The sequence below is a fragment of the Pseudoroseicyclus sp. H15 genome, from assembly GCF_054353345.1.
The window spans coordinates 375,445-397,891 of sequence record NZ_JBTHJE010000002.1 but is presented as its reverse complement, the minus strand read 5'-3'; the positions used below and the strand labels follow the sequence as shown (position 1 = coordinate 397,891).

Genomic DNA, 22,447 nt, shown 5'->3' with positions numbered 1-22,447 from the left:
ACCGAGAGCGATGTCGACCCTATATTATAAGCCGGGGCTTCGTAGTGTGAGGTTTGGAGGCGTTCAGCGATGCGTGGAAGCAACGAGCTGGTTTTCGAGCTAAAAGGCGTGAAGCCGGATCAAGTCCCAATGGCTCGAATGGCTCAGTATATGGCCGAATTCTCGTCGCTGCTTGGCAAGCAAAGCGGCCCTCTGTTCTCAGGCGTGAGAGAGGGCTCCACTTGTATAGCGGCCAGCTTAACCCAGGATGGAGGTCTGTCTGCAGGCCGTCGTCGGGTATTCGATGCTAGTCGCGGGGAAGGGCCGCGCGACGCAGTGAGCGCTTTCGAGAAGCTCACGCAGATGGCTGCGGAAGATCGGCATCCTGCTAGGGTTATTGAACGGTCCGGGACCGTAGTTCATTTCCCAAAGAGTGCTTCTAAGGTCAAGCGAATCTCCGTTACAGAGTTCGGTTCGATTACAGGCCGGATCGCAGGAATTGTAGATGACAAGGATGGCGGCGCCAGAGTGCGTATTCGTCCTATGAACGATGGCGCGTTGATTTATGGTTCTGTTAGCGGTCAACTAATAAACACGCTCGGTGCATACTACCGAAAATATGTCCGCATGTCTGGGATCGGGGAGTGGGTTAAAGATGAAGGGGGGGCATGGTCCTGCACTGGAATTGCAGTTAGCGAAATAAGTGTGGTCGACAACATAAGTGTTCTTGAAGCGATTTCGAGGGTGCGCGAGCTAAATCTGATTTGGACTGACGATCCTTTCGAGGAGCTTGATGGGGGCATTTCTCGGGCGTGATCACGGTAATCGACAACAGTATTCTGACCCTGCTCTTAAACCCGATGGCGAAGGCGCGTCCGAATCCTGAAACGGGTGAGCCCGCCGAGCACATCCAAGATCGCTTGAGTGGCCTTCTAGATAGCATGTCAAAAAGGTCGGAGCAGCTCATAGTCCCTGCTCCAGCGCTTGCGGAATCAATGTGCAATGTCAACAACCCAACTTCACTTATTGAAACGCTTCGTGCGAGTGCGTGTATTGTGGTGGCCCCCTTTGACACGAAGGCTTCGGTCGAGTTTTCGGATCTTATCCGATCTAGTCGCGGCGCAATTCGAGAGATCAAAAGCGAGACGGCAGCCAGTTGGCAGTTTGTCAAAATGGATCTTCAGATCGTGGCGATAGGTAAAGCTAGCGGAGCGTCCAAGATTCTTACAGATGATGATCGACAAGGGCGGTTCGCTAAACTAGCAGGGATTGAGGCAGTGCATTCTTGGGAGATACCTCTTCAAGATAAATACCTGCACGGAGATCTCTTCGATCCGCTGCGATGATCTATCCGTTTGATTTTACCGGGGGCTGGTCCTGTTCTTTCCCTATGACCGCGCGTCGTCGGTCTGCGCCGCGGGTGTAGCGCTCCGCCTCCCTGAGGCTCATATGGCCTGTCCAGGCCATGATCTGGGTTGCCGTCGCTCCGCCCTCGGCAAGCTCGATCGAGCGCGTCTTGCGAAGGCCATGGGCGGTCTTGCTGATGCCGGCTTCCTTCGCAGCAGCGCGGACATCGCCTCCAATTGCCTTGTGAGACCGGCGGGTGCCCTGCTTCGTAGGTAGGAAGGTCATGTGCCCGCTCAGGGGCGCGATGGCCGCCAACATAAGCTGGCGATCTCCTGCCAGGTGAAGGGCGTAGCGGGGCAGGGGGCATGTCCAAGGCACGTGCGCATCGCCCCCTGTCTTTACCTGCCGAAACGACAGCACGCCCGATCGGTCAACCATGCCGGGGCCGATCATGACCGCGTCGCTGATCCGGGCGCCTGTCCAGTGCAGCACTTCGAAGATTGCCCGACTTGTCGACCCGATAGGCCATCGCGCGCGGAAGAGCGCGACGTCGTCTCTCGACCATGGGACGTGGCCATCGCTCGGCGCGCTCTTCGGCATTGCCACGTCCAGGGCCTCGTTCCTGGCGAGAAGACCGACACCGGGATCTGCAGCCCACGAGCACATGAACCGCCATGCGCGCAGACGGTGGCCCGGCACATTTGCGTCGGCGACGTCGCGCGCGATGTGGCGGGAGCGAAGCCCGCGCGCAGGAAGCGCGCCGTGCTCGCGGCGCACCTCATCCAGGTGGCGGCGCATCATCTCTTTTGTCGCTGGCCGAAATGATCGGTAGCGATCAGATGATAGGGCTGCCCTTACCAAAGCGGCGATAGAGCCCGCGGCAACTGCGGGCGGCTCCGGTGATCTGGATTTCGCTTCGGCGTAGGCCCGCAGGAAGACTGGGTCATCCATCGGTAGGTCAGGCAGTCGAATGAGCGGCTGGCCACGGCGCTGGAAGTAGAGGTAGGTCTTGCCTTTCTTGCGGACGGTCTTGATGCCCGTGAGGCTCACGATGCCATTCCGAATTTGTGATCCCATGCGCTTTCCTCGCTCTCGGGCGAGGTTATGGGCACTCCGGTCGGCCCGACAAGTATTCTCACGCTCCCGTCACGCTCGACCACCACCGCGCCAACCTCCAAGCCAGCTGCCTTCGTTGCCTCGATAGCGCGTCGGATCGCGGCCGGGGTGGGGCGCGCAGCGGGCATCAGTCTTCGGCCTCCTCATTCGCGACCCGCAGCAGCACGTCGGCGTGGCACGGCTCGTCGAGCGGGCACCAGCAGCACAGTTCCTTCCCGCGCAGCTCAGCCCGCACCGCCTTCCTCAGCTCGGCCTGCTCGGGCCGTGCAAGGTATTCTTCGAAGAGACGTACGGCATAGGCCCGGTCGATATTCTTCGTGGAGACAGCATAGGGGTTCCCCCACCGGCTGGGGCGAGCGACGACAATGGCGCCCTCGGGCTTGCGCCAGCCTTTTCGGCGGGAGAGCTGAATGCGCTCAGTCATGGTCGCGCTCCCGAAGCTCCGAGGCCGGATCGCGCTCCGCGCTCCCGCCGATCAGCAGGATGAGGTAGAGCGTGCCGGCGATTGCCCCGAAGGCCGCTGCGGCACAATGCGTGACCGCCAAGAGGATCGGGGGGCCGATGCCGTCGGTGCCGGCTTGGGCCATGCCGGTCATCGCGATGAGGCATCCGAAGGCGAGTACGATGGCGAAGGGGCGGCTCATGCTGCGACCTCCTTTTTCAGCACCCGCGCCGCGCGGCGGCGGGTGTCGAAGTCGTCGCTGATGGCCAAGGCGAGCGTAGCCCAGCGGCAGAGAATGTTGGGCGGGAGACGAACAACGGGTGTGCTGGCCAGCCAGCGCAGCTGAGCCTTGCGGACGGTGAGATCGCTCGCGGGTGCATCGTAGCCGCCTAGGACGGTGCGAGCCTCGCAGCGCCAGAGATCCGCGGCCTGCATCGGCGTCGGTGCGGTCGCCATCACGCCATGCAGGCGAAACTGTGCCATGGCATGAATCTTGCCGTTCTCGAAGTCGGCTCGGGGAAAGGCGCCGCCTTGCTCGAGGATCTCGGTTGCGAGACGCTCCGGCATGTCCTTCATAGGCATCTGGTCGAGCTCATCGCTAAGCCGGGTGAGGGTGTCGAAGATAGCGTTCATCGTCTGAGCTCCTACGAAAGAGAGAGAGCGCGGCTGTCAGGGCGCGCCTCGTCAGAGGCGCCGTCGGCTACTGGCGTGATGCGCGCCGCGCACTTCATCCAGTCGGCCACGGCCGACGGTTCGTCGGCCTCCGCTATCGGGGCAGCACGACGCACAATCGGCAGAACATGTATAACCTGAACCTGCTGTCCTACTTCGCCGTCACCCGAAACCATGCGTTCCAGGTCTACGGCTACCACATCAAGGGCCGCGAGATCTGGGAGGGCCGCGTGGACGTCGTCAACGTCCAGGGCGGCAACTGCTACCGTCTTCCCTACAGCGGCCAGACCGGAGCCTTCACCCGCGGACGGACGGTGACCGACGGCACCGCCACCGCCTACATCGTCCACTTCGAGACGGGCCCCGCCAACACCGGCACGCTCTACCTCGCGAACGTCTCGGGCACCTTCACACATGGGGCGCCGCTCTCCGACGGGGCATCGGGTGCCGCCGTGGCGAATATTCCGGCCGGCATTCTCGGCGAGGAGCAGGCGGTCTTCGATTTCTCAAACTACTTCGGCGGGCCGGACACCGCCGACAGTGGCAGCAACAACATCGTCTTCTCGCTCGACACCGAGATCGAGGGCTCGATCTTCGAGTGCCTCTACTTCGGTCCTGGCAGCGGACCCAACTACTTCGCCGGCAAGATCCACGGGCGGCTCGCGGGCGGCAGTCTCGTGCCCTATCCCTATCCGGCTGTGCGCATCGATGGCGGCACGGGTAACCGGATCATGCACCGAACCCAGATTTACTGGCCGGCGAACATTGCCTCCGTCCGCATTGAGAACACCGGTTATGTCCCGAGCAACAACGTTCTCGAAGGGGCCTCCCTCTCGGGCGGCGTCGACATCATCGGCGACTGCCAGCGCAACAGCGTCCTCGACTGCCGCGGCTCGCCGCAGGAAGGTGTGCGACCGGGCTTCGTGCATATCACCAACGGCTCCGGGAACCGGGTGCGGGGCAGCATCCTGCTGACGAACGTGCCCGAGGTCAGCGACGAGGCCCGCCTCTTCGCCCGGCTCGCCGTTGACAGGATCGAGCACGCCCTGAGGCTAGGCCAGGTTCCCCCGAGCGGCTTCCCGGCGACCTCTGTTCCGCTTTCTGCATATCGGTCAGGCGCTTCTACCCTCCTTCATCTTCAGGCCGGGGTATTCGGTGCCGGCCTCACAATGCAGGATATATCAACGACCGGTGTTGCGCGGTTCATGGTGAAGGGAGACGATTTCGTTCACCAGTTCAACGGCTCCGACCTCCTGACCCTCGAAAGCTACGGTCGCATGTCGCTCAACGCCCCGGGGCAGGGGATGAGGCTGCGCGCCCCGGGCGGAGGCTACCATACGCTGACCGTCAGCGACGCGGGCAAGCTGCTGATCAACGGTACCGTCGTCGGGACGCAGAGCTGACAAGCTTGCTGCGAGAGGCGAGCGACCGGCCTTTGGCTCAAGAGCCTCTCACCCTCATCCATAAGGAGCCGCTCATGGCCAGCGAGCCCACGATCCTGCAGTCGCTCGCGCAGCTGTGGGAGCGCGCCCCGGACAACCTGGTGGCGCTCATCATCTCCGGCGCCGGCGGCGCCTATGTGCGGGCCGTCTTCGCGCCACAGGCAGAGTGGCGGCGGCGATTGGTCGAGGGCTCGGCTGGCGCGGTCTCCGCCATCTTCCTTGGCGGCGTCCTCGGCCATGTCATCGACGTGATGAGCGGCGCTGGCGTCTACGCCTACCTCGCCGGCGGGTTCCTGATGGGCGAGGGCGGCATCGCCGCGGTGCGCGCGGTGCGGTCCCGCTTCTTGCCGAAGCAGGAGGCCGACGATGCCTGAGCTGATCCTCACCCTGCACAACCTCACCTCGATCTCGGCCGTGCTGCTCTGCTGGTGGGTGGCCCACCAGTTCGCCCAGGCGACCCCGCCCGGGCGCTTCATCGCCGCCATGTTCGGAATGCTGGGCCTGTCGATCCTCATCACCATGTTCGCCCGCAATCTCGAACCGCTGACGCCCGAGGTGCTCATCATCGGCTCCAAGGCGGCGCTGACGCTCTGCCTCCTCGGTGTCGCCATCCGGAACCACCTCGCGGGCAAGGATGCGGCCGAACTGCCGCCGCCCAACGACAGCCCGAGCTGGCGACATGCGGCCCTGAATGCCGAGACGCGCGCAGAGGCCCTGGCGCGGGCCGTGATCAACGGCAACGCCGCGCGGGCCAAAGCCTTCGCCAAGTCCATCCTGCGCGGCCACCGCCGCTAAGACCTCCGCCCATCGCCATCCTCATGCCCCGCCTCGGCGGGGTTTCCCGCATTGGAGAGAGACTGTGCCGAAACATATCGACGCCCCCGCCATCGCCGACCTCTTCGGCCTAGCCGTCAACGATAATCTCCGCTCTACGGCGCTCGGGCTGGAGAAGGGCGGGGTGGCCGCCGGTCTCGATCGCCCGCACCGGTTGGTGCAGTTCCTCGCCCAGCTCGCGCACGAGAGCGCCCGCTGGCGCTATGATCGCGAGGTCTGGGGGCCGACCTCCGCGCAGAAGCGCTACGAGACCCGCACGGATCTCGGCAACACGGCGGCGGTCGATGGTGACGGCTTCCTCTACCTTGGCCGGACGGGCATGCAGATCACGGGCCGAACCAACTACGCGCGCTTCACTGCCTGGGTACACGAGGTGCATGGCGCCGATGTCGACTTCGTCGCGCAGCCGGACCTGGTGAACACTGATCCCTGGGAAGGTCTTGGCCCGATCTGGTTCTGGGATGTGGGGTCCGGCGAGAGTCTCAATCGCTTCGCCGATGCCGGCAACACCGAGATGGTCTCGCGCCGCATCAACGGTGGCACCAACGGCCTCGCCGATCGCCTCGATCTCTACGTGCAGGCGGGGCTCGCCTTCCTCGGCCACGGCAGCGTGCCGGCGTTTCAGGGGGCCACTGGCATCAAAGTCGATGGAGTTCCTGGGCCGCAGACCCGCGGGGCGCTGCATGAGGAGCTGTTCGCCCAGCCGTCAATCGCGTTTGGTAAGGCCCCGACTGCGGTTCTGGATCAAAACTATGAGCATGTCCGTAAGGCGCTCGTCGACATCCGGACGCGGGCCGACGAGGCGCTGGCCGTATAAACGCGGCCTTTTCGCGATCACCTACATGAACATTCCCACCGAGATCACAAAAATGGTGGCAAAGCTGATCACCCAGATCTGAGGCAATTGCCAGGACGGCTTGTCTTCACTGCAATAGCCGCAGGATCGTCCGGCGAGTCTCATTCGATGGCCGCACTCGCGGCATTTGAACAGCCTGAAAGACAATATTCATTCTCCCAATAGGAATTTTGTCCCCGCCCATGGCGAAGTGACTAATCGCTAGGCAAAAAATCTACGGGATAAGAAAACTGGCAGTGCTGCCGGGTTGCGAAAATATTCAATTAGCCATTCGAAGCAATGGCTAGGAAGAATTTTAATCACCTTTCTGTGTGGGCTTTGGGAATTGTCAGAGATTCCAAGAACTTTCTATTTCAGAACATCGCCGACCGAACCGCACCCTCCCAACTTTCGGTGCGCGTTCCCTGTCGAAGCAGGCCGCATAGGTCTCCTCCGATCCCACCCACATTCTCGCCGGGCAGACCGTGGATCTGCTCGACCTCAACTTCTGAAAGGAACACGGCCATGAACTACCTTCTCGACATCCTCGGCTCGGACGAGGCGAAGTCCGCGCTCGTAACGCTCTTCGTGATGGTGCTGACTGCTGTGACGGCATGGGTTGGTCGGCAGCTCTCGCGCTGGTTCTCGGCAGGGGAACTCGCCGCGGCTCGTAAGATCCTAGCGGATGCGATGCCTCGGGCGCTCGCCTATGCCAACGAGGCGAAAGGGGGAGAGAGCTCGGTGATCATCTACCTGAAGGGCACGATCCCCGAAGCGTTGGCGAAGCTGCAGGTGAGCGATGAAGCGCTCTATGCTCGCGTGCAGGCGGAGAGGGCGGCACGGCTGCCGGCGCCCTGACGGGCTGGCGCGTTCCGGCAATCGCGACATGCAAAGTGCCCGTGCATCGTTGGAGGCGCGGGCCCTTTGTCGTTCTGGGCGGCGGGCGGACCGGGGTTAGATGGACTCGGGGAGATACAGCCGTCAGCTTGCCGTAAACTGGTCACGAAGACGCCTCTACCCTCGCGAGCAAAGGTATATTAGCCTCCACTCAGCCGAGGGCCATGACACGGGTTAGTTCTTTGAGGAAGCAATCGGAACGAGAACGCCGACATAATATAAGAAAGGCAATAAAAGGGAATCAACCAAGGCGGTCGCGACTAATTGAAACGAGGTTTGTAGGCACTAGAACTTCTCGCATTGTTGAAATGTGGGATGGTAATTCCGTAGAGAATGTCCTGTGTCTATATCCTCCAAGTCACCCCCCTCGAATCCTGTCCTTTGAAGACAACCTAGATGGAACTCTACAGTTCCTAGTATATTTGCGAAAGACAGTCTCTGGAAAGCGCCCCACAAGAAAAATTTCGCGTACTTGGGTTACGAGGAAGCCTGGCCGGATGCCGACGATAAGGAGGTATACCGATTTCTCGGAAATAGAGGTTCTGTCCACTGCGCCTGCGGTCGTAATGGCGGCAGTATACGCGCGAGGAATGGAGGCGGTAGGAGAGGTTCCGCCAGCCGTCAATATTCCAAACTGGAGTGTCGCATCTTTTAAGACGCTATTCGAAATCGGGTTCTTTGAAATTGTCGGGCATGGCCCCGCGGAGCGAGTGCAAGAAGTCTATCGAAAGAAAGACGCGCCTTCGTATAAGGTGTCAAAAATACTGTCAGCTCAGAATGCCGACGGCTTAGAGGAAGCTTCGGCCGTTGTTGCAGAATTGCTAGAGTTTCTGTCCTTTGACGAAGAGGGAGCAGAGGACTTACTCACAGAGATTAACACGGCGGTGGGTGAAGCAATGATCAACGTTGCGAAACACGCATACCCTGAATGGTACACAGATGGGCGGGCAGAGGTTTGCTTAAAGCAATGGTGGATGAGCGCGCGGGCCGATAAGGAAAATAACACACTTACAATAGTAATATATGATCAAGGCGCGACGATACCAGGAACGCTACCTCGTCGGGACTGGTATAAGGAAGCGGTAACCGCAGTCATGAAAAGTCTTGTCGGAGAATTTGATTATGAATCTGCGCCTCGGATGGTCGATCATGAGTATATTAATTATTCAATGAAGCGAGGGAAGACGCAGACCGGCGCCAGCGAGCGTGGCTTAGGTCTCCCACAGATGCAGGAGCTGATCGATCTTTGCGAGGATGGCACCCTATCGATTATTAGTCGGAAAGGACTATATAAGTATGGCAAGGACGTCGGTGCCTTCAAGCGGCCTCTATCGCTCGACCTCGAAGGGACGTTAATCGAATGGGAGATCACCTTGCCTAGGACGCGACGACATGGGGACTGATATTGTGATCAATTTGGCCGAGTTCTCAAGGTACCCAACCGGTCGCGACGAGGTGGACGCGAAGTACAATGGGAAGAAATTCAGGGTAGAAGTACTCGCACCAGCAATCATATCTGCCCTTGAGCGGGGTGTTAAGGTTAGAGTCTCGCTGCGAGGCGTCATGAGTTTTGGTTCTTCGTTTCTTGAGGAGGCATTTGGTGGGTTGGTGAGGGACCGCGTTGCTACGAAAGAGCAGCTTCAGACCATTCTAATTATTGATCCAGGGTCTGCTCGCTTCGAGCGACGTGGCAAAGCAATCTGGAAACATATAATAAATGCATGAAAGCATGACTGCGGAGTTGCATGTCTATCTGAGTGGATTGTCTGCGGTTCTCTTCGGCGCAGTCCTTGCAGGGGTTTATACCTCTTACCTTAACCATTTGTCGGAAACAAATAGTGTTATTCGGGACTACATTTCTGAGCTTGAGCGGATCGAAAGGCTTGTTGAAGAATATTGGTTAGGAGCAACCTACGCCCATTCCGAGGAGCAACATAGAGACGTCGGACACATATTGCTGGCGGCGGTGGAGGCGACTGGGTTGTATGCTGAAACAACTGTCCAAATCCTCGGGGACTTATACCTGGAATTTGAAGGCTTGGATTTGGAGCTCTATATGTCCGCTACGGGAGGAGAATTTCAAACTACGGAATATAAGGCTTCTCCTGACCGTTATGCTGAATGCGTAAATATCATCGTTCGAATGAAGGCCATACTGCGTAAGAAGCGTACAAAAATGTTTTGGGCGAGGTAGCCCCCCCCTATTTTCAATCACCAAGGTAGGCTTGCTCCGGCGACTAACCATTCAGTTGGTTACAGACATGTGGGGACTCTCGGCAAACCGGCCGGTGGTGGATTGCTCTGTCTCCGGTTAGCTGGACTGAATCGCCGGAAACATCGCTGCGAATTGTGCGGCGTGCTCTTCGGACATGCTGAGGGGGAACGACACGAGCCCGGTTCTCACCTCATCCGGGTTGGCCGGATCGTCTGAGAGGCGGCGTGCGTCTTCCGCTGCCGTGAGATCGCGTTCAGATGGGCAAGAGGGCCAGTGAGTTGTGCGGGCATGCTCTTCTCCTTCGGGTTTTCACGGCTGAGCGCTGTCGGCTTGAAACCGGGGTTTCTCGATTTAAGCTATGCTGCTGCTCCGAACATCCGCCTCGACCCCCTTTTTTCAAAATGGTGCGTCGACGTATCTCGCACGAGCAGAAACTAGCCTATTGCGATCAGCCCTAGGCGAAATTTAGCCGGGCTGACTAAGCCGCAGCACGGTCGATTAAGGCGCCAATCAAGATAGATAAAATCACTCCTCATCGTCCTCGTCGGGATAGTAGAGGTCTTTAAAGCGAATTGGTCGAAGCAATCCATAAACAGATGGATAATCCGGTGCGTATCTAGCTTTCAAAGGCCGAATCATCGTCAGGACTGCCAGCGATATCTCAGCGCCGTCCTCTTTAAGAAATTGCGCTCCTGCTTCTACCACCGGGCGGTCAACCCAGTGGTGTCTGGAAACATAGACCCACTTGTCGATGCTGGTCACACAAAATGCGCTATCCGGAAATACCAGCCTCGGAGGAAAATCAACAACGACCAGATCGTATCGGCTAGAGGTTAGATCTATAATCTTGTTAATCGACAGGAGGTTATTGATGCGTGAACCGTTAGTCGCCTCGTAATCGTCCGTAACAACGTCGACTGAAACATCTTTGCAGTTGCAGCGATTGATACGCCAAGGTTCAGGTAGAGCAACATCACCCTCTGAAACCTTGAGCTTTTCGATTACGTTTGAGTAGGGTGACGATCTTGCGCGTAAATCGGCATCCAATATGGCCGCCGTATATCCAAGTCTGGCTGCCGCGACGGCAAGCCCGAGTGCTGTGGTAGTCTTGCCTTCCGATTGAACGCCAGAGGCAACCCCAAACACTCCAAGCTTTCCGGGCGTCAGATCGGATCTTCCACCTAACAGGGCAACGAGATGGTTAGTTGCGTTTCTAATCTCGGAGGATGAGGAACGACCACATTGAACTTCGAGTCTCTTTGTTAAACTATATCTCTTGTCGAACACGTCTCCTCGGGCAACCTTCGCCCCAGTCATGTCAGCCAGCATCTGCGGATTTTGCTCCGCTCCATCGTCAAGATCAGCGGCGGAGATGAAAAGCCCTGTAATTGCCCAAATCTCAATTGACAGCACAACAAGCCAGCTCTTTAAAGATATGAAATCTATTAGATCTCTTACATAATCAGATCCAAATTCAATGCACATATAATATATGAATAGGGAAGTCGCTTGAGTAAAGGCAAGAACAGCCAAACCGATGAACTTGAACTCTCGCACAAGACCGAAGGCGGCGCTGAGATATACGTCTGATTGATCAATAGCCTTCAAGGATTGAAGCTCCTAGTTTGTATCTACAAAGCAGAGAGTATTAGCGCTAGTACGCCGAGCAAGATAGATCCAGAAAAACCAATAATAAACTCGGACGCAAAGCCTTCTCTTGGTACCTTTACTTCGTACGACCTCAGAAACAACGATATTATCAGGGCAAGAACCGCGATTTTGAGAGGAAGGTCGGCAACATATACAATCGCATAAAGCAATTCCAGAGCCTGCGGGACGGGGTAGCCATCATCTATAGGGTTGCTGAATACCATGAGCGTGACTGACACTATTATGAGAGACCGTTTCGTCGCACGGTAGCTTGCAACATCTACAAGGCTCAGAACCAATTTTCACTCTCCTTGGTGTTAGGTTTATCTGCTAGGTGAGAACAATTAGTCGATGGGAAGTTGATAGATGTGAACCAGCCTTCGAGTCAGAAATGTCAGTTGGTTGCACCTAAGTTACATTAGGACTTCGTCTTGGCTGGGGCGGTTACATCGATCGGTTGGCAGGCTGTGCGTTGTAAGGTCTTTTGACCCTCTCGGACCAGCAGGGTTGGCGTTCGCGGCTAACTCCTCCTTAGCCATCACGCGGCTCTCATCGGCGGCGGGGGGCGGCCTTCCGCCGAAGCTGACGTCTGTTGCGTCAGCACCAGCATAATGGGGCGCCCGCCGATGAACGTGAAGCCGACAGTGGTGCGCCTGACGCAAGAGGCGCTCGACCGCATTGAGCGTGTTGCGAGGCCAAACCAGCGCGCAGCGTTCATTCGTGAGGCGATCGACAATGAGCTCGATCGGTGCGAGGCTCGGTCCGAGAACCCGGTCCAGAATGGCGGCGACGACGATGGCGAGCGGTAATAAATGGCAGTCCAAATCTGAAAACCTGCCGGTCAGGAAGATCGGATATGCCCGCGTCTCCACTTCCGACTAGAACCCGGACGTGCAGATGGCGGCGCTGAAGGCCTACGGGGTGCCCGAGGAGCTGATCTTCGTCGACCGCGCCAGCGGAAGCACGCTTGAGCGCCCCATGTTCGTCCGCGTGCTGAAGTATGCGCAGCACCCCGGCACCGAGCTTGTCGTCTGGAATCTCGACTGTCTTGCCCGCACGCTCGAGGGCATCCTCTGGGTGCTCAATTTCTTCGAGCGGCGCGGCGTCAAGTTGTTCAGCCTGACAGAGCGCGTCGATCTGACGACGCCCATGGGCAAGGCAATGCTGCAGATCATGGGCGTGGTCGCTGAGCCGGAGCGCAACCTCATCATCGAGAGAACGAATGTCGGCCTCGCCCGGGCGCGAGAGCGCGGTGAGAAGGGCGGCAGGCCGATCGCGATGACGCCGGGCCGCGTAGAGGTAGCCGACCAGCTCCTGCGCGACGGTGAACTGGGGCCGGAGGTCCGGGCGGCGGTCAAGGCGCTGCCGGGCCCTCCGGTGAGCCGCGCTGCCTACTACGCCTGGCAGAAGAAATGGAAAGCCGGTGAGGTTGGCGACGTGGGCACCGGCGAGAGCTTCAGGACTGTATCGGTCGCATACCAAAGCTTCGGGAGCGGTCGAAGTAGCAGAGCGCAGCGATGGGTGGCTGAATGACGGTTAACCTGCCGGCCGTAGCCGTCGAGCGCGTGAGGGAGTCGGGGTGCGATCAGCCTCGGAAGGCAGGCCCTCCCGCCATCCTTCCCTACGAGTCCAGATAGGAGGGGCGGACTTTGAAGCAATTATCGTTGGCGATAGCCGCCGCTCTCACGCCGAGCCTGATTTACTCTCAAGGCTCAACGAAGGACTTGGAAAGGTTAGTAGAGGCTGTCGAAGCAAACCCGCATACCGAAGGCGGCTACTGGCTTGAGACGTTGAATTCGTTCGATGATTGGGAGAAAGTGGCACTTGTTTTTGGGTACGCCGACCCGGGTGATTTGATGGCCTGCATTACGCTGAGGATCGCCGCCTCGGCGGACGCCCCAGGACGCCTCTTTCGGTGCAACCCTGTTCGATATGCCTTGCGGTGATGTCGAAGCCGGAGTTTAGCGCAGGCGCCGACTGAACTGAACTCACAAGGTCAAGTCCTAAAGAGGAGAGAAGAAATCTATGAGATGGTTGATTGTTCTCGCAGCTACCGTGGGCCTACCAGCTGCGGCGCAGCAGATAGGTGAAGTCGAGGCCGGAGGAGAGGTTCTGGAATGGGATCTAATGGTTTGCACCGATCGCGAGGGCGGTCACGATTTTCAACTGTTTGGACTTACTGATGAAGGCTGGCAGCTCTATTCCATACGAGGCGATGTGGTCGACGTTCGAAAGGATGGGCATGACTGGTCGGTCTCATCGGATAGCCGTATCATGGTCGGAAGCGAGACCAGTCTATACATCCATCAACGGGGCGAGGTCTCTCAAGCTGATTGCAGCTGGGAAAACCGAGCACTAGGAATGTTGTTTTCAGTAGTTGAGGATACGATGTCTGCTGGTGGACGCATAGTCCCTATGAGACAGGATCCGGCAATTCTTCTGGCCCAACTTAGAGCAGCTCTACTCGCCCTCGATGAAAGCGAGGCTAGAGCAGCTGCGATGAGTGCGGAAATAGAATTTCTTCAAGAAGAGCTTGACGGAGAGCGACGTCGTTAGTCGCGCTTTCTCGGCGCTAGCCCGGCTACGGTTGCCAGTCGCGCCATCTGCTCATCCGCGCCGGTCGCCCGCGCTCTTCCCATGTCGATCCCACACGCTGGGCGCCGACGGGAACTCGGTGATCTGGGGCTCGGTGATCTGGGGCCAATTCGTTCCGCACTTCGCGCACTTCGCTCGCCGGCCGAAGGCGTAGTGGCCGATCCCCTTTGGCAAATCCTCGGGCTGTAGCTCAACCTCGTGGCGGCAGTGCTTCTGCCAGCATCGCACCAGAATGTGGGTGCAGCCGGAAGCGAAGAGGGGAGGGTCAGCGGTTGGGCTTTTGAACATCGCAGGGCACCAAGGCTGTGTCAGTTTTGTGCCGTACCTTCTCGCATGTTCCTGCCGCGTTCTGCCAGGACTTGCAAGGGTATCCCCCAGCACACTCTCTCTAAATGACTGATCTGTATGGAGAAAACTGGTGCTGTGAAAGAGGATTGAACTCTCGACCTCTCCCTTACCAAGGGACAATCTTATAAATGCGCCGACCATGGCGGGTGCACCCAACACGGTCAGCAGTCCGGCGTCTTCAGCAGCTTCGGGCTGCTTGGTAACGATCAATCGCTTGCATCTTTCCTCTCTCGATCACGATCTGCGCCTCACGGTCCCCGCCGCCCATGCTCGAGAGTGGCAAGCCGATAAGCAGCACCCCGATCGTATCACCAGTATCCGCAGACCGCTGGGCTGCACTCAGGTTCTCCAACTGTTGCGAAGCTTGGATCTCTGCTTGGGCAAGCTGTTGGCACGAGGAGTTGGCATATGCTTCCATGCCCACCTCGACAGCAGCGATAGACGCGGGCTGCTTAGCGCAACCGGCGACGAGAGCGGCTGCCGCGACCGCAATAAAAAGTTTCTATGATTCTCTCCCGGTCACTTGAATGTGATACCTCAACTCGACTGGAGATCGAGGGAACCCTTAACTTTGGACAGGTGCGCTAGAGCTGTGGGCTAAATGCCGAGGGTGCGATGCGGCTTCCCGAGCAGGTTTCCACATGTTCCACTAAGTCCTTGATGGGAAACGAGGCGGGTGTCGGTCGGTTTCCATCTTAAACCATTGAAAAGAACAGCCTCTCGCCCTTCCTCACTGTCCGCCACCCCTTTCTTAAGTGCGCGTTTAACTGCGAGAATTTCGTGGTTCCCGCATATACTAGGAACGGTTTCGGATGTTCCGTTGCGCTATGACGGCGCGCCGGCGGGCGGCGCTGCGGGTGTAGCGGCCCACTAGTATTTGATGCGCCGCGGCCCCTCCCGCTACGCGGACGCCAAGCCTCGACCGGTGTTTTGGAAGAGCCTGAAGACGGATTCGAACTCCGTCGCAATGCATAGGTCCGAGCGGGTCTGGGCGGGGTATCTTGAGGCATGGGAGGCAGCTGATGTGTGTTAGCCGTGGGATTTAGTGTCTTCGGCCTGGGCTTGAGGGTATCGCGCGCGCCGATGCGTTCTTTCGCGAAGGTTGCGGGGAGCGCCCCGGATCTCGGGGAAACTCCATAATAGCGGCGATCGCCGCCGAATTCTCGCGGTCGGACGCGGAAACGCGTGGCTGGCGAGAAAAGAGATGTGGATTTTGATTGGTGCCGCATTTCCGCGGTGACTTCAGACGATGCTCGCTTGGCGGAGAATAGTATCATTGCGAAGCAGGGAGACCCGCTCTCCAGCCAACGGCGAACGCTGTGCGGTTCAGGTGGCGAGCCCCTCAGCCGATACGCTCCCCCGAGGCGGCGTCGAAAAGGTGCAGGTGCCGCGGGTCCAGTGCCAGGTGGATGCTCTCGCCCGGGCGGCTCGTCACGCGGTCGCGAAAGAGCGCCGTGACCGGCTGGCTGGCGAGATCCAGCGTCACCTGCGTTTCCGAGCCTGTCGGTTCGACGGTCACGACGGTTGCAGCTACGCCGTCCGCGGCCATGCGGAGCCCCTCGGGCCGGATTCCGAGCACCACGTCGCCCACGGCTGGCCGCGCAAGTCCGTCCGGCAGGGCGAGACGGGTGCCGTCCTGCGCCGTGAAGGCGCCGGTCTCCAGCCGTCCGGGCAGCAGGTTCATCGACGGGGAGCCGATGAAGCCGGCGACGAAGAGGTTGGCGGGCCGGTCGTAGAGATCGAGCGGCGTGCCGACCTGTTCGATCCTGCCGTCGCGCATGACGACGATGCGGTCGGCCATCGTCATCGCCTCGATCTGGTCGTGGGTGACGTAGACCGTGGTGGTGCCGAGCCGCTGGTGATTCATCTTGATTTCAGAGCGCATCTGCACCCGAAGCTTGGCGTCGAGGTTCGAGAGCGGCTCGTCGAAGAGATAGACCTGCGGGTTACGCACGATGGCCCGGCCCATGGCGACGCGCTGGCGCTGCCCGCCCGAGAGCTGGCGGGGGTAGCGCTCTAGATAATCCTGCAGCCCCAGCATCGCCGCCGCGGCCTTGACGCGCTCGCGGCGCTGCGCGGGTTTCACGCCGGCGAGCTTGAGCGAGAAGGACATGTTCTCCTCCACCGTCATGTGCGGGTAGAGCGCGTAGTTCTGGAAGACCATCGCGATGTCGCGGTCCTTCGGGGCAAGCCCGTTGACCGTGCGGCCGGCGATGGAGATCACGCCCGAGGCTATGCTCTCCAGCCCGGCGATCATGCGCAGGAGGGTTGATTTCCCGCAGCCTGACGGCCCGACGAGGATGACGAATTCACCGTCCTCGATGTCGAGCGAGACGCCGTGCAGCACCTCCAGAGCGCCGTAAGTCTTGCGCGCCTCGCGAATGGTCATCGCGCCCATGTCGTCTCCTCCTCTGTGCCGGCCCTTGCCGGAATATGCCCGCCCCAGCCGGCGGCGCGCGTGGCGCGGCCGATGCCGGGGTTGAACGAATTTGTGGGGTCGAGCCCGCGGAAATGCGCCAGAACCTCGGGCGGCGCCGCATAGGCATGGCCGTGGTTGTGCTCGGCGGGGTAGCGGGCGCCGCGCTGATCGAGGAGCGCGAGCATCTTCGCCTTCACCGCCCCGGGGTCAGCCCCGCGGCGGATGAAATATTCCTGATGGAAGACGTGGCAGAGGAAGTGGCCGCAATATTGCCGCGCTTCGATATCGGCCTCGATCTCGGGCGGCAGGGTCTCGAACCAGTCTTCCGCATCCCGCGGCAGCGCGATGTCGAGGGCGACGATGTCCTCGACCGTGTCGCGGTGAAGCGCCCTGTAGCGCACGACGGCGCCGCCGACGGTGAAGCGCAGCAGGAACGCATCCTCCCCCTCGCTCGGCGTGCATTCGAAGGCGTCACCGCTGGCGGAAGGGAAGGCGCGGGAGAGCCGGGCGCGGGCCTCTGCTACGCCGGCGCCGGGCACCTTGAGGAACAGTAGGTGGTCGAAGCGCGACCGCCAGTCGCGCAGCCGGGGTGGGAGGTGCGAGGGCAGGGGCCTCGTGGCCGCGTGGAGCAGCCGGTCACTGAGGGCAGAGCCGAGGCCGAGCCGTTCCGTCCAGCCGTCCACCCGGCTCTTGATCGCGAAGGCGCGCGGCACGTTGCGGGTCCCGGCGGCGCGGATGAAGCGAAAGAGGTCGCGGCCGTGGCGCTCGGCGAGGTCGAAGGCGGTGGCGTGCAGGTATTCGGCGGCAATGGGCAGGTGATCGAACTGCTCCAGCACGTCCCGCCGCAGCCGGGCCAGCTCGCCGGGGTCGTTCGTGCCAATGCAGAAGGTCGCGGCGCCCTCGTCGGCAGGGAAGGTATCGAGCCGCACCGCGAAGACGGCGAGATGCCCCGCCGAGCCGGCGCTCTCGAAGAGCCGCCGCGGGTCGCCGTTGAACCGGGCCGGGCTGGTCGCGGCGGTGTCGCGCACATGGGCGGCATAGTCCCGGTCGGAGGCGGCGCGGTTGCCCCCTTCGCGGACCTCGGCCTCGCCCCAGTCCCCCCGGTCGAGCCGGCCGAGTATCGTCTCTGGCGCCTCGCCCAGATCGAGCCCGAGGTGGTTCACAAGCCGCAACGCGCCGGTCTCGTCGATGCGGGCGAAGAGCGAGAGTTCGGTATAGGCCGGGCCGCGCTGCACGAGAGCGCCGCCGGAATTGTTGCACACGCCGCCCGTTGCCGTGGCGCCGATACAGGAAGCGCCGATCACCGAATGGGGCTCGCGGCCCAGCGGAGCGAGCCGCCGTTCCAGCGCCTCCAGCGTCGCGCCGGGCTGGCAGATGACCTGCGCGCCGCCGCGAATGAGGTCGGTCCGGTTGAGCCGGAGGGTGCTGATGATCACCACGGGCCGGTCATAACCTGCGCCATCGGGCGTCGAGCCGCCGGTGAGGCCGGTATTCGCGGCCTGGTATATCACGATGAGCCGCGCGCGGGCGCAGATTTCGAGCAGCCGCCAATGCTCCACCAGCGTACCGGGGCGCAGGACGGCGAGCACCGGGCCGTCGCCCTGCCGGTAGCCTCGCCGGTAACGGCGGGTGGCGCGGGGGGCCGTCAGCACGTGGCGACGCCCGGCGATGCGGCGAAAGTCGCGGAGGACCTCCTCCACCAGCTCGGGCGCCGCGCGGGTCATTCCGCCGCCTGCGCGCGCCGCTTCGAGGGTGCGAAGTCGTTGAACGCCTCGTGCCCCTTGCGGAGGGAGCCGTCCGCTTCGATGAAATGCAGGCATTCCGGCAGGCCGACGGGCCCGTATTCGTCGCGGTGCAGGTCGGAGATCAGGCTGTGGTGCAGCGCATGAACCGTGAAGCCCACGCCCCGCTTTGCCAGCTCGCCGAGGGTGAAATTCATCACCTCGACATGCTTGGCATCGTCGCGCGCGCCCCAGACGGTTTCCGACGCGATGAGCCCCTTGCCGACGCTGTCTGCGAAGGCGACCGTGTCTTCCACGAGCTTGATGAAGCCCTCCTTCTTCGTCACCTGCATTTGCGCGGCGACACCGTTCCAGACGTAGTAGGGGTGGAAGGAGAGGATATCGACGAGCGGCTCCGTCGCCTTCACCGCCGAGAGGCCGGGGTAGTTGCCGATGGTGATGGGCTGGCTTGCGCCGAGCATCCGCACCTTGCCCGCCAGCCATTCCAGCCACTTCAGCTCTGCCGCGCGGAGGGGGCTCGCTTCATCATCGACATACTCGCCCATCAGGGGCTCGTTACAGAGATCCCAGCAATAGATCCGGTCGTCGTCCTTGTGCGCGCCGATCACGGCGTCGAGGAAGCCGGCATGGACCTCTTCCACGATGGTCAGCTTGCGGCCCGTGGGATCGGGGGAGGAGAACAGGTCGTCGGAGTGGTTCCACGCCGTCGCCCAGGGGATCAGGTGTTCCAGCCCGACGCCGCCGAAATCGCAGACCGGGTCGCGCCAGCGGTTGAAGAGCACGGGCATGACCTTGATGCCGTGGCTGGCGAAGATGCCGAGGCCGGCGTCGAGGTTGGCCATGAAGCGCTCGGGGTTCCTCTGGTAGCTCTCGTTGGAGAGCCACCACCGCCCGACGTTCCACTCGGGGAAGTAGCGCTTGCCCCGCGCGATCTCCACGGCCATCAGCCCGTGGTCGTGGTGGTTCCACACCTCCAGCCCGCTGGATCCCCAGGACCCGTCGTAGTTGAAGCCGAAGACCTCACTGGTTTCCATCATCTCACTCCCTCTTCCTCCATGGCGGCGTCGGCGGTCGTCGCCGTCTCCCCGCGATCCTCATCCCGATCCTCGCCCCCGGGGACGATCACCAGCTTGCCCGTGCCCGGCGCATTGGCGAGGAGGGCCGCGTAGGCCTCCCGCGCCTCGGCGAGCGGGTAGCGCCCGGTGATCAGCGCAGCGGGCCTGACCCGCCCGCGCCCCAGAAGCTGCAGCATCTGCGACCAGACACCGGGGCTGCCGAGCGAGCCGGTCAGCGACTGGTCGCTGACGACCATGCGGTCGACATCCACCGGGTGACTGGAGCAGCCCGTCAGGCTGACGGCGACCAGCCGGCCGTTGCTGGCCAGCCGCCCGAGCGCGGCGCGCAGGCCGTTGGCGTTGCCGCTGGCCTCGATCACCACGTCGAACTGCTCGGCCACCTGCGCCGGCCGAGCCCCGATGCCGGTGGCGCGGGCCATGCGGGCCTCGTCCGGCTCCATCACCGCGACCTCGCAGGCGTAGAGATCCATGGCGATGGCGGCGGCGAGCCAGCCGATGGTGCCGGCGCCGACGACGAGCACCCGGTCGCCCTTGCTCCACCCGGCGCGGAGGACGGCGCGCAGGGCGACGGCGGCGGGCTCGGCAAAGACGGCGTCGTCATCGGCGATCTCCGCCGGCACCTTGTAGGCGCTGGTGGCGGGAAAGCGGACGAGGCCGGCCAGCGCGCCCTCCTGCTTCATGATGCCGGTCTCGGCGCGGTTGTCGCACTGGTGGTAATCGCCGGCATCGCAGCGCAGGCAATGCCCGCAGCCGATGCTGCACTCCCCCACCACCCGGTCGCCGGGGGCGAAGCCGCGGGCTTCCTCCCCCACGGCGACGACGCGGGCGACCCATTCGTGGCCGGGCGTCATCGGCAGGCTGGCGCGCCCGTCGCGCAGGTAGATGTGGCTGCAATCGGCCAGCTCCGCATCCGTCCGGCAAAGGCCGATGGCCAGCGGGGCGAGCAGCAGGTCGCCCGGGCCGGGCAGGGGGGGCGGCGCCGGCAGGACATCGATCCGTCCGGGCGCCGAGATCACGACGTGTCTCACGTATCTGTCTCCGTCACTTGTCCGGTCACTGGCTCGACAGCGAGCCGCCGATGCCGCCGACGCTGAAGTAGCGGTTGAGCAGGGCGAACAGGATGACCGGGGGCATCATGGTGATGACGGAGACCGCCATGACGGCGCCCCAGTCGGTGGATGTCTGCTGGAAGAAGGATTGCAGGCCGATGGGCAGCGTGAAGCTGTCGTCGGACTTCAGGAAGACGATGGCGACGAGGTAGTCGTTCCAGCTGAGGAGGAAGGTGAAGATCGCCGTCGACAGCACCCCGGGCAGCGAGTTGCGCAGCACGATCCGCACGAAGCCGCCGAAGACGGAGCAGCCGTCGATCCAGGCCGCCTCCTCCAGTGCCGCGGGGATGGAGTCGAAGTACGCCGCCATCATCCATGTTGCGACGGAGAGAGAGCCGGCCACGTAGATGATGACCAGCGCCCCGAGGTGATCGGCCAGCCCGAGCCGCGCAAAGAGGATGAAGAGCGGGATGACGGCGGTGATGATCGGCAGCGATTGGACGATGAAGAGCAGCAGCGAGTAGCCCTCGATCACCTTGTGCCGCCCGCGGCTGATCACGTAGCCCGCCGGCGCCGAGACGATGATCGCCGCGACGACGGTGAAGAGCGACACCATGAGCGAGTTGCCCAGCCAGTCGAGCACCAGCGACGTCTCGAAGACATGCCTGAAGTTCTGCAGGCTGATCAGCGCCGGCTCCCCGCCCGGGCGCGGGCGCAGCGACAGCATGATGGTGGCGCCGATCGGCAGCAGCGCGATGGCCGTGAAGACGAAGACACCGGTGGTGCGCAGCGCCTTCGCGCGGTTGAAACTCGGTCCTGCGGCGGTCATGCTGTCGCTCCCGATTTGCGGATCTGGCGGAAGAGCACCATCGACACGACGACCATCGCGGCCGTCATTATCAGCGCCACGGCGACGCCGGGGCCCGTCTGGAAGTTCTGGAACACCAGCCGGTAGGCCAGCACGATCAGCGAGGTCGTCGCATCGATCGGGCCGCCGGCGGTGAGCAGGTAGATGGTGGGGAAGTCGTTGATGCAGAAGATCGTCATCAGGATCCAGCTGATGTAGGTCGTCCGCCGCGTCAGCGGCAGCGTGATGTAGAACAGCTGCTGGCGCGCGCTGGCCCCGTCGAGCGAGGAGGCCTCGTAGACGCTCCGGTCGATGGCCGAGAGCGCGGCGCTCATCATCAGCATCATGAAGGGAAAGCTGCACCAGATCTTGAAGACGCAGACGGTCACCGCCGCCAGCACCGGATCGGCGAGGAAGAGCGGCGTGCCGAAGCCGAGGAAGCGCGCCAGCGCCGGCATCGGCGAGTCGGGCGTCGCCACCAGCCAGTTCCACGCCATGGACGACACCACGATGGGCACGACCCAGGGCAGCAGCAGCAGCACCTTGAAGATGCCGCCGAAGTGGATGCGCGCCTGCAGCGCCAGCGCCAGCGCCATGCCGATCAGCCAGCTCCCGGCGACGCCGGAGATGGTGAAGATCGCGGTGAAGCGCACCGCGTGCCAGAAGTCGGGGCTCTGGAGGACCTTGGCGAAGTTCGCCAGCCCGACGAACTCCCCTGCGGTGATGAGGGTACCGTTGCGCACCGATTGCAGCGCCGCGTAGGCGACGGGGTAGGCGTTCAGCAGCGCCAGCAGAAGCACCGACGGCGCGATGAGCACCAGGAACAGGCGCCCGCGGCTGGCACTCCAGTCGGAGCGGGGGCGGCTGGCGCCCCCGCTCCGACCTTGTGCCGCGCGGACCACGTCAAGCGGGTCTGTGCGGTCCGACATCGGCTCTGGCCCC

Annotated in this window: 25 protein-coding genes; 13 read left to right on the top strand and 12 right to left on the bottom strand. The window is 61.7% G+C overall.

The window, feature by feature from the left end:
- Window positions 1-69 precede the first annotated feature (69 nt).
- Window positions 70-795 carry a hypothetical protein gene (locus ACXN5S_RS05805; protein WP_458604459.1) on the top strand — a complete coding sequence of 242 codons (726 nt, stop codon included), beginning with the start codon at window positions 70-72 and terminating at the stop codon, window positions 793-795.
- Window positions 792-1,325 (top strand): hypothetical protein, encoded by a 534-nt coding sequence (locus ACXN5S_RS05800; protein WP_458604458.1) that lies wholly within the window; start codon window positions 792-794, stop codon window positions 1,323-1,325. Before ACXN5S_RS05805 ends, ACXN5S_RS05800 begins: the two co-directional genes overlap by 4 nt.
- A 1-nt stretch (window position 1,326) precedes the next feature.
- Here the strand turns inward: ACXN5S_RS05800 and ACXN5S_RS05795 are convergent, their stop codons facing one another.
- The 4 genes from ACXN5S_RS05795 to ACXN5S_RS05780 form a co-directional block, all read right to left on the bottom strand.
- The gene (locus ACXN5S_RS05795) at window positions 1,327-2,403 is read right to left on the bottom strand and encodes a tyrosine-type recombinase/integrase (protein ID WP_458604457.1); all 1,077 of its coding nucleotides are present in this window, start codon (window positions 2,401-2,403) and stop codon (window positions 1,327-1,329) included.
- 166 nt (window positions 2,404-2,569) lie between these two features.
- Window positions 2,570-2,866 carry a DUF4326 domain-containing protein gene (locus ACXN5S_RS05790; protein ID WP_458604456.1) on the bottom strand — a complete coding sequence of 99 codons (297 nt, stop codon included), beginning with the start codon at window positions 2,864-2,866 and terminating at the stop codon, window positions 2,570-2,572.
- Window positions 2,859-3,086, bottom strand: coding sequence for a hypothetical protein (locus ACXN5S_RS05785; RefSeq protein ID WP_458604455.1), 228 nt, complete (start codon window positions 3,084-3,086; stop codon window positions 2,859-2,861). Before ACXN5S_RS05785 ends, ACXN5S_RS05790 begins: the two co-directional genes overlap by 8 nt.
- Window positions 3,083-3,517 carry a hypothetical protein gene (locus ACXN5S_RS05780; protein ID WP_458604454.1) on the bottom strand — a complete coding sequence of 145 codons (435 nt, stop codon included), beginning with the start codon at window positions 3,515-3,517 and terminating at the stop codon, window positions 3,083-3,085. Before ACXN5S_RS05780 ends, ACXN5S_RS05785 begins: the two co-directional genes overlap by 4 nt.
- Window positions 3,518-3,684: 167 nt before the next feature.
- Here ACXN5S_RS05780 and ACXN5S_RS05775 point away from each other — a divergent pair, with 167 nt between their 5' ends.
- The 8 genes from ACXN5S_RS05775 to ACXN5S_RS05740 all read left to right on the top strand — a co-directional run bounded on the left by ACXN5S_RS05775 (window position 3,685) and on the right by ACXN5S_RS05740 (window position 9,758).
- Window positions 3,685-4,959 carry a hypothetical protein gene (locus ACXN5S_RS05775; protein ID WP_458604453.1) on the top strand — a complete coding sequence of 425 codons (1,275 nt, stop codon included), beginning with the start codon at window positions 3,685-3,687 and terminating at the stop codon, window positions 4,957-4,959.
- A gap of 74 nt (window positions 4,960-5,033) precedes the next feature.
- Window positions 5,034-5,372, top strand: a complete 339-nt coding sequence (locus ACXN5S_RS05770; protein ID WP_458604452.1) for a hypothetical protein — start codon at window positions 5,034-5,036, stop codon at window positions 5,370-5,372.
- Window positions 5,365-5,793 carry a hypothetical protein gene (locus ACXN5S_RS05765; RefSeq protein WP_458604451.1) on the top strand — a complete coding sequence of 143 codons (429 nt, stop codon included), beginning with the start codon at window positions 5,365-5,367 and terminating at the stop codon, window positions 5,791-5,793. Before ACXN5S_RS05770 ends, ACXN5S_RS05765 begins: the two co-directional genes overlap by 8 nt.
- 64 nt (window positions 5,794-5,857) lie before the next feature.
- Complete coding sequence (locus ACXN5S_RS05760) at window positions 5,858-6,649, top strand: glycoside hydrolase family 19 protein (protein ID WP_458604450.1); 792 nt, start codon at window positions 5,858-5,860, stop codon at window positions 6,647-6,649.
- Window positions 6,650-7,192: 543 nt separating this feature from the next.
- A complete protein-coding gene (locus ACXN5S_RS05755; protein WP_458604449.1) occupies window positions 7,193-7,525 on the top strand; it encodes a hypothetical protein in 333 nt (110 codons plus the stop codon).
- Window positions 7,526-8,061: 536 nt separating this feature from the next.
- Window positions 8,062-8,967 (top strand): ATP-binding protein, encoded by a 906-nt coding sequence (locus tag ACXN5S_RS05750; protein ID WP_458604448.1) that lies wholly within the window; start codon window positions 8,062-8,064, stop codon window positions 8,965-8,967.
- Window positions 8,957-9,289, top strand: coding sequence for an STAS-like domain-containing protein (locus ACXN5S_RS05745; RefSeq protein WP_458604447.1), 333 nt, complete (start codon window positions 8,957-8,959; stop codon window positions 9,287-9,289). The genes ACXN5S_RS05750 and ACXN5S_RS05745 overlap by 11 nt, the downstream gene beginning before the upstream one ends.
- 4 nt (window positions 9,290-9,293) lie before the next feature.
- Entirely contained in the window at window positions 9,294-9,758 is a 465-nt protein-coding gene (locus tag ACXN5S_RS05740; RefSeq protein WP_458604446.1) for a hypothetical protein, read from the top strand.
- A gap of 546 nt (window positions 9,759-10,304) precedes the next feature.
- Here the strand turns inward: ACXN5S_RS05740 and ACXN5S_RS05735 are convergent.
- The gene (locus tag ACXN5S_RS05735) at window positions 10,305-11,387 is read right to left on the bottom strand and encodes a tyrosine-protein kinase family protein (protein WP_458604445.1); all 1,083 of its coding nucleotides are present in this window, start codon (window positions 11,385-11,387) and stop codon (window positions 10,305-10,307) included.
- 668 nt (window positions 11,388-12,055) lie between these two features.
- Between ACXN5S_RS05735 and ACXN5S_RS05730 the strand changes: the two genes are divergently transcribed.
- The 3 genes from ACXN5S_RS05730 (at window position 12,056) to ACXN5S_RS05720 (ending at window position 13,985) form a co-directional block, all read left to right on the top strand.
- The gene (locus ACXN5S_RS05730; RefSeq protein ID WP_458604444.1) at window positions 12,056-12,238 is read left to right on the top strand and encodes a hypothetical protein; all 183 of its coding nucleotides are present in this window, start codon (window positions 12,056-12,058) and stop codon (window positions 12,236-12,238) included.
- An 88-nt stretch (window positions 12,239-12,326) separates the two neighbouring features.
- The gene (locus ACXN5S_RS05725) at window positions 12,327-12,962 is read left to right on the top strand and encodes a recombinase family protein (RefSeq protein WP_458604443.1); all 636 of its coding nucleotides are present in this window, start codon (window positions 12,327-12,329) and stop codon (window positions 12,960-12,962) included.
- A gap of 492 nt (window positions 12,963-13,454) precedes the next feature.
- Window positions 13,455-13,985 carry a hypothetical protein gene (locus ACXN5S_RS05720; RefSeq protein ID WP_458604442.1) on the top strand — a complete coding sequence of 177 codons (531 nt, stop codon included), beginning with the start codon at window positions 13,455-13,457 and terminating at the stop codon, window positions 13,983-13,985.
- 565 nt (window positions 13,986-14,550) lie between these two features.
- On the opposite strand, the gene ACXN5S_RS05715 is transcribed toward ACXN5S_RS05720, so the two are convergent.
- The 7 genes from ACXN5S_RS05715 to ACXN5S_RS05685 all read right to left on the bottom strand — a co-directional run bounded on the left by ACXN5S_RS05715 (window position 14,551) and on the right by ACXN5S_RS05685 (window position 22,434).
- Complete coding sequence (locus ACXN5S_RS05715; RefSeq protein WP_458604441.1) at window positions 14,551-14,790, bottom strand: hypothetical protein; 240 nt, start codon at window positions 14,788-14,790, stop codon at window positions 14,551-14,553.
- A gap of 924 nt (window positions 14,791-15,714) precedes the next feature.
- Window positions 15,715-16,770, bottom strand: coding sequence for an ABC transporter ATP-binding protein (locus ACXN5S_RS05710; RefSeq protein ID WP_458604440.1), 1,056 nt, complete (start codon window positions 16,768-16,770; stop codon window positions 15,715-15,717).
- Window positions 16,758-18,515, bottom strand: a complete 1,758-nt coding sequence (dld, locus tag ACXN5S_RS05705; protein ID WP_458604439.1) for a D-lactate dehydrogenase — start codon at window positions 18,513-18,515, stop codon at window positions 16,758-16,760. The genes ACXN5S_RS05710 and dld overlap by 13 nt, the downstream gene beginning before the upstream one ends.
- Window positions 18,512-19,567 (bottom strand): glycoside hydrolase 5 family protein, encoded by a 1,056-nt coding sequence (locus tag ACXN5S_RS05700; RefSeq protein ID WP_458604438.1) that lies wholly within the window; start codon window positions 19,565-19,567, stop codon window positions 18,512-18,514. The genes dld and ACXN5S_RS05700 overlap by 4 nt, the downstream gene beginning before the upstream one ends.
- The gene (locus ACXN5S_RS05695; RefSeq protein ID WP_458604437.1) at window positions 19,567-20,637 is read right to left on the bottom strand and encodes a zinc-dependent alcohol dehydrogenase; all 1,071 of its coding nucleotides are present in this window, start codon (window positions 20,635-20,637) and stop codon (window positions 19,567-19,569) included. Before ACXN5S_RS05695 ends, ACXN5S_RS05700 begins: the two co-directional genes overlap by 1 nt.
- Before the next feature lie 25 nt (window positions 20,638-20,662).
- Window positions 20,663-21,487, bottom strand: coding sequence for a carbohydrate ABC transporter permease (locus ACXN5S_RS05690; protein WP_458604436.1), 825 nt, complete (start codon window positions 21,485-21,487; stop codon window positions 20,663-20,665).
- Entirely contained in the window at window positions 21,484-22,434 is a 951-nt protein-coding gene (locus tag ACXN5S_RS05685) for a carbohydrate ABC transporter permease (RefSeq protein ID WP_458604435.1), read from the bottom strand. Before ACXN5S_RS05685 ends, ACXN5S_RS05690 begins: the two co-directional genes overlap by 4 nt.
- Window positions 22,435-22,447 lie beyond the last annotated feature (13 nt).

Bases quoted from the DNA above. Each gene is read 5' to 3' on its own strand.
- ACXN5S_RS05700 (WP_458604438.1), bottom strand. From the start codon at position 19,567: ATGGAAACCAGTGAGGTCTTCGGCTTCAACTACGACGGGTCCTGGGGA.
- dld (WP_458604439.1), bottom strand. From the start codon at position 18,515: ATGACCCGCGCGGCGCCCGAGCTGGTGGAGGAGGTCCTCCGCGACTTT.
- ACXN5S_RS05720 (WP_458604442.1), top strand. From the start codon at position 13,455: ATGAGATGGTTGATTGTTCTCGCAGCTACCGTGGGCCTACCAGCTGCG.
- ACXN5S_RS05685 (WP_458604435.1), bottom strand. From the start codon at position 22,434: ATGTCGGACCGCACAGACCCGCTTGACGTGGTCCGCGCGGCACAAGGT.
- ACXN5S_RS05775 (WP_458604453.1), top strand. From the start codon at position 3,685: ATGTATAACCTGAACCTGCTGTCCTACTTCGCCGTCACCCGAAACCAT.
- ACXN5S_RS05780 (WP_458604454.1), bottom strand. From the start codon at position 3,517: ATGAACGCTATCTTCGACACCCTCACCCGGCTTAGCGATGAGCTCGAC.
- ACXN5S_RS05790 (WP_458604456.1), bottom strand. From the start codon at position 2,866: ATGACTGAGCGCATTCAGCTCTCCCGCCGAAAAGGCTGGCGCAAGCCC.
- ACXN5S_RS05745 (WP_458604447.1), top strand. From the start codon at position 8,957: ATGGGGACTGATATTGTGATCAATTTGGCCGAGTTCTCAAGGTACCCA.
- ACXN5S_RS05770 (WP_458604452.1), top strand. From the start codon at position 5,034: ATGGCCAGCGAGCCCACGATCCTGCAGTCGCTCGCGCAGCTGTGGGAG.
- ACXN5S_RS05750 (WP_458604448.1), top strand. From the start codon at position 8,062: ATGCCGACGATAAGGAGGTATACCGATTTCTCGGAAATAGAGGTTCTG.
- ACXN5S_RS05740 (WP_458604446.1), top strand. From the start codon at position 9,294: ATGACTGCGGAGTTGCATGTCTATCTGAGTGGATTGTCTGCGGTTCTC.
- ACXN5S_RS05755 (WP_458604449.1), top strand. From the start codon at position 7,193: ATGAACTACCTTCTCGACATCCTCGGCTCGGACGAGGCGAAGTCCGCG.
- ACXN5S_RS05730 (WP_458604444.1), top strand. From the start codon at position 12,056: ATGAACGTGAAGCCGACAGTGGTGCGCCTGACGCAAGAGGCGCTCGAC.
- ACXN5S_RS05710 (WP_458604440.1), bottom strand. From the start codon at position 16,770: ATGGGCGCGATGACCATTCGCGAGGCGCGCAAGACTTACGGCGCTCTG.
- ACXN5S_RS05805 (WP_458604459.1), top strand. From the start codon at position 70: ATGCGTGGAAGCAACGAGCTGGTTTTCGAGCTAAAAGGCGTGAAGCCG.
- ACXN5S_RS05725 (WP_458604443.1), top strand. From the start codon at position 12,327: ATGGCGGCGCTGAAGGCCTACGGGGTGCCCGAGGAGCTGATCTTCGTC.
- ACXN5S_RS05785 (WP_458604455.1), bottom strand. From the start codon at position 3,086: ATGAGCCGCCCCTTCGCCATCGTACTCGCCTTCGGATGCCTCATCGCG.
- ACXN5S_RS05765 (WP_458604451.1), top strand. From the start codon at position 5,365: ATGCCTGAGCTGATCCTCACCCTGCACAACCTCACCTCGATCTCGGCC.
- ACXN5S_RS05795 (WP_458604457.1), bottom strand. From the start codon at position 2,403: ATGGGATCACAAATTCGGAATGGCATCGTGAGCCTCACGGGCATCAAG.
- ACXN5S_RS05715 (WP_458604441.1), bottom strand. From the start codon at position 14,790: ATGGAAGCATATGCCAACTCCTCGTGCCAACAGCTTGCCCAAGCAGAG.
- ACXN5S_RS05690 (WP_458604436.1), bottom strand. From the start codon at position 21,487: ATGACCGCCGCAGGACCGAGTTTCAACCGCGCGAAGGCGCTGCGCACC.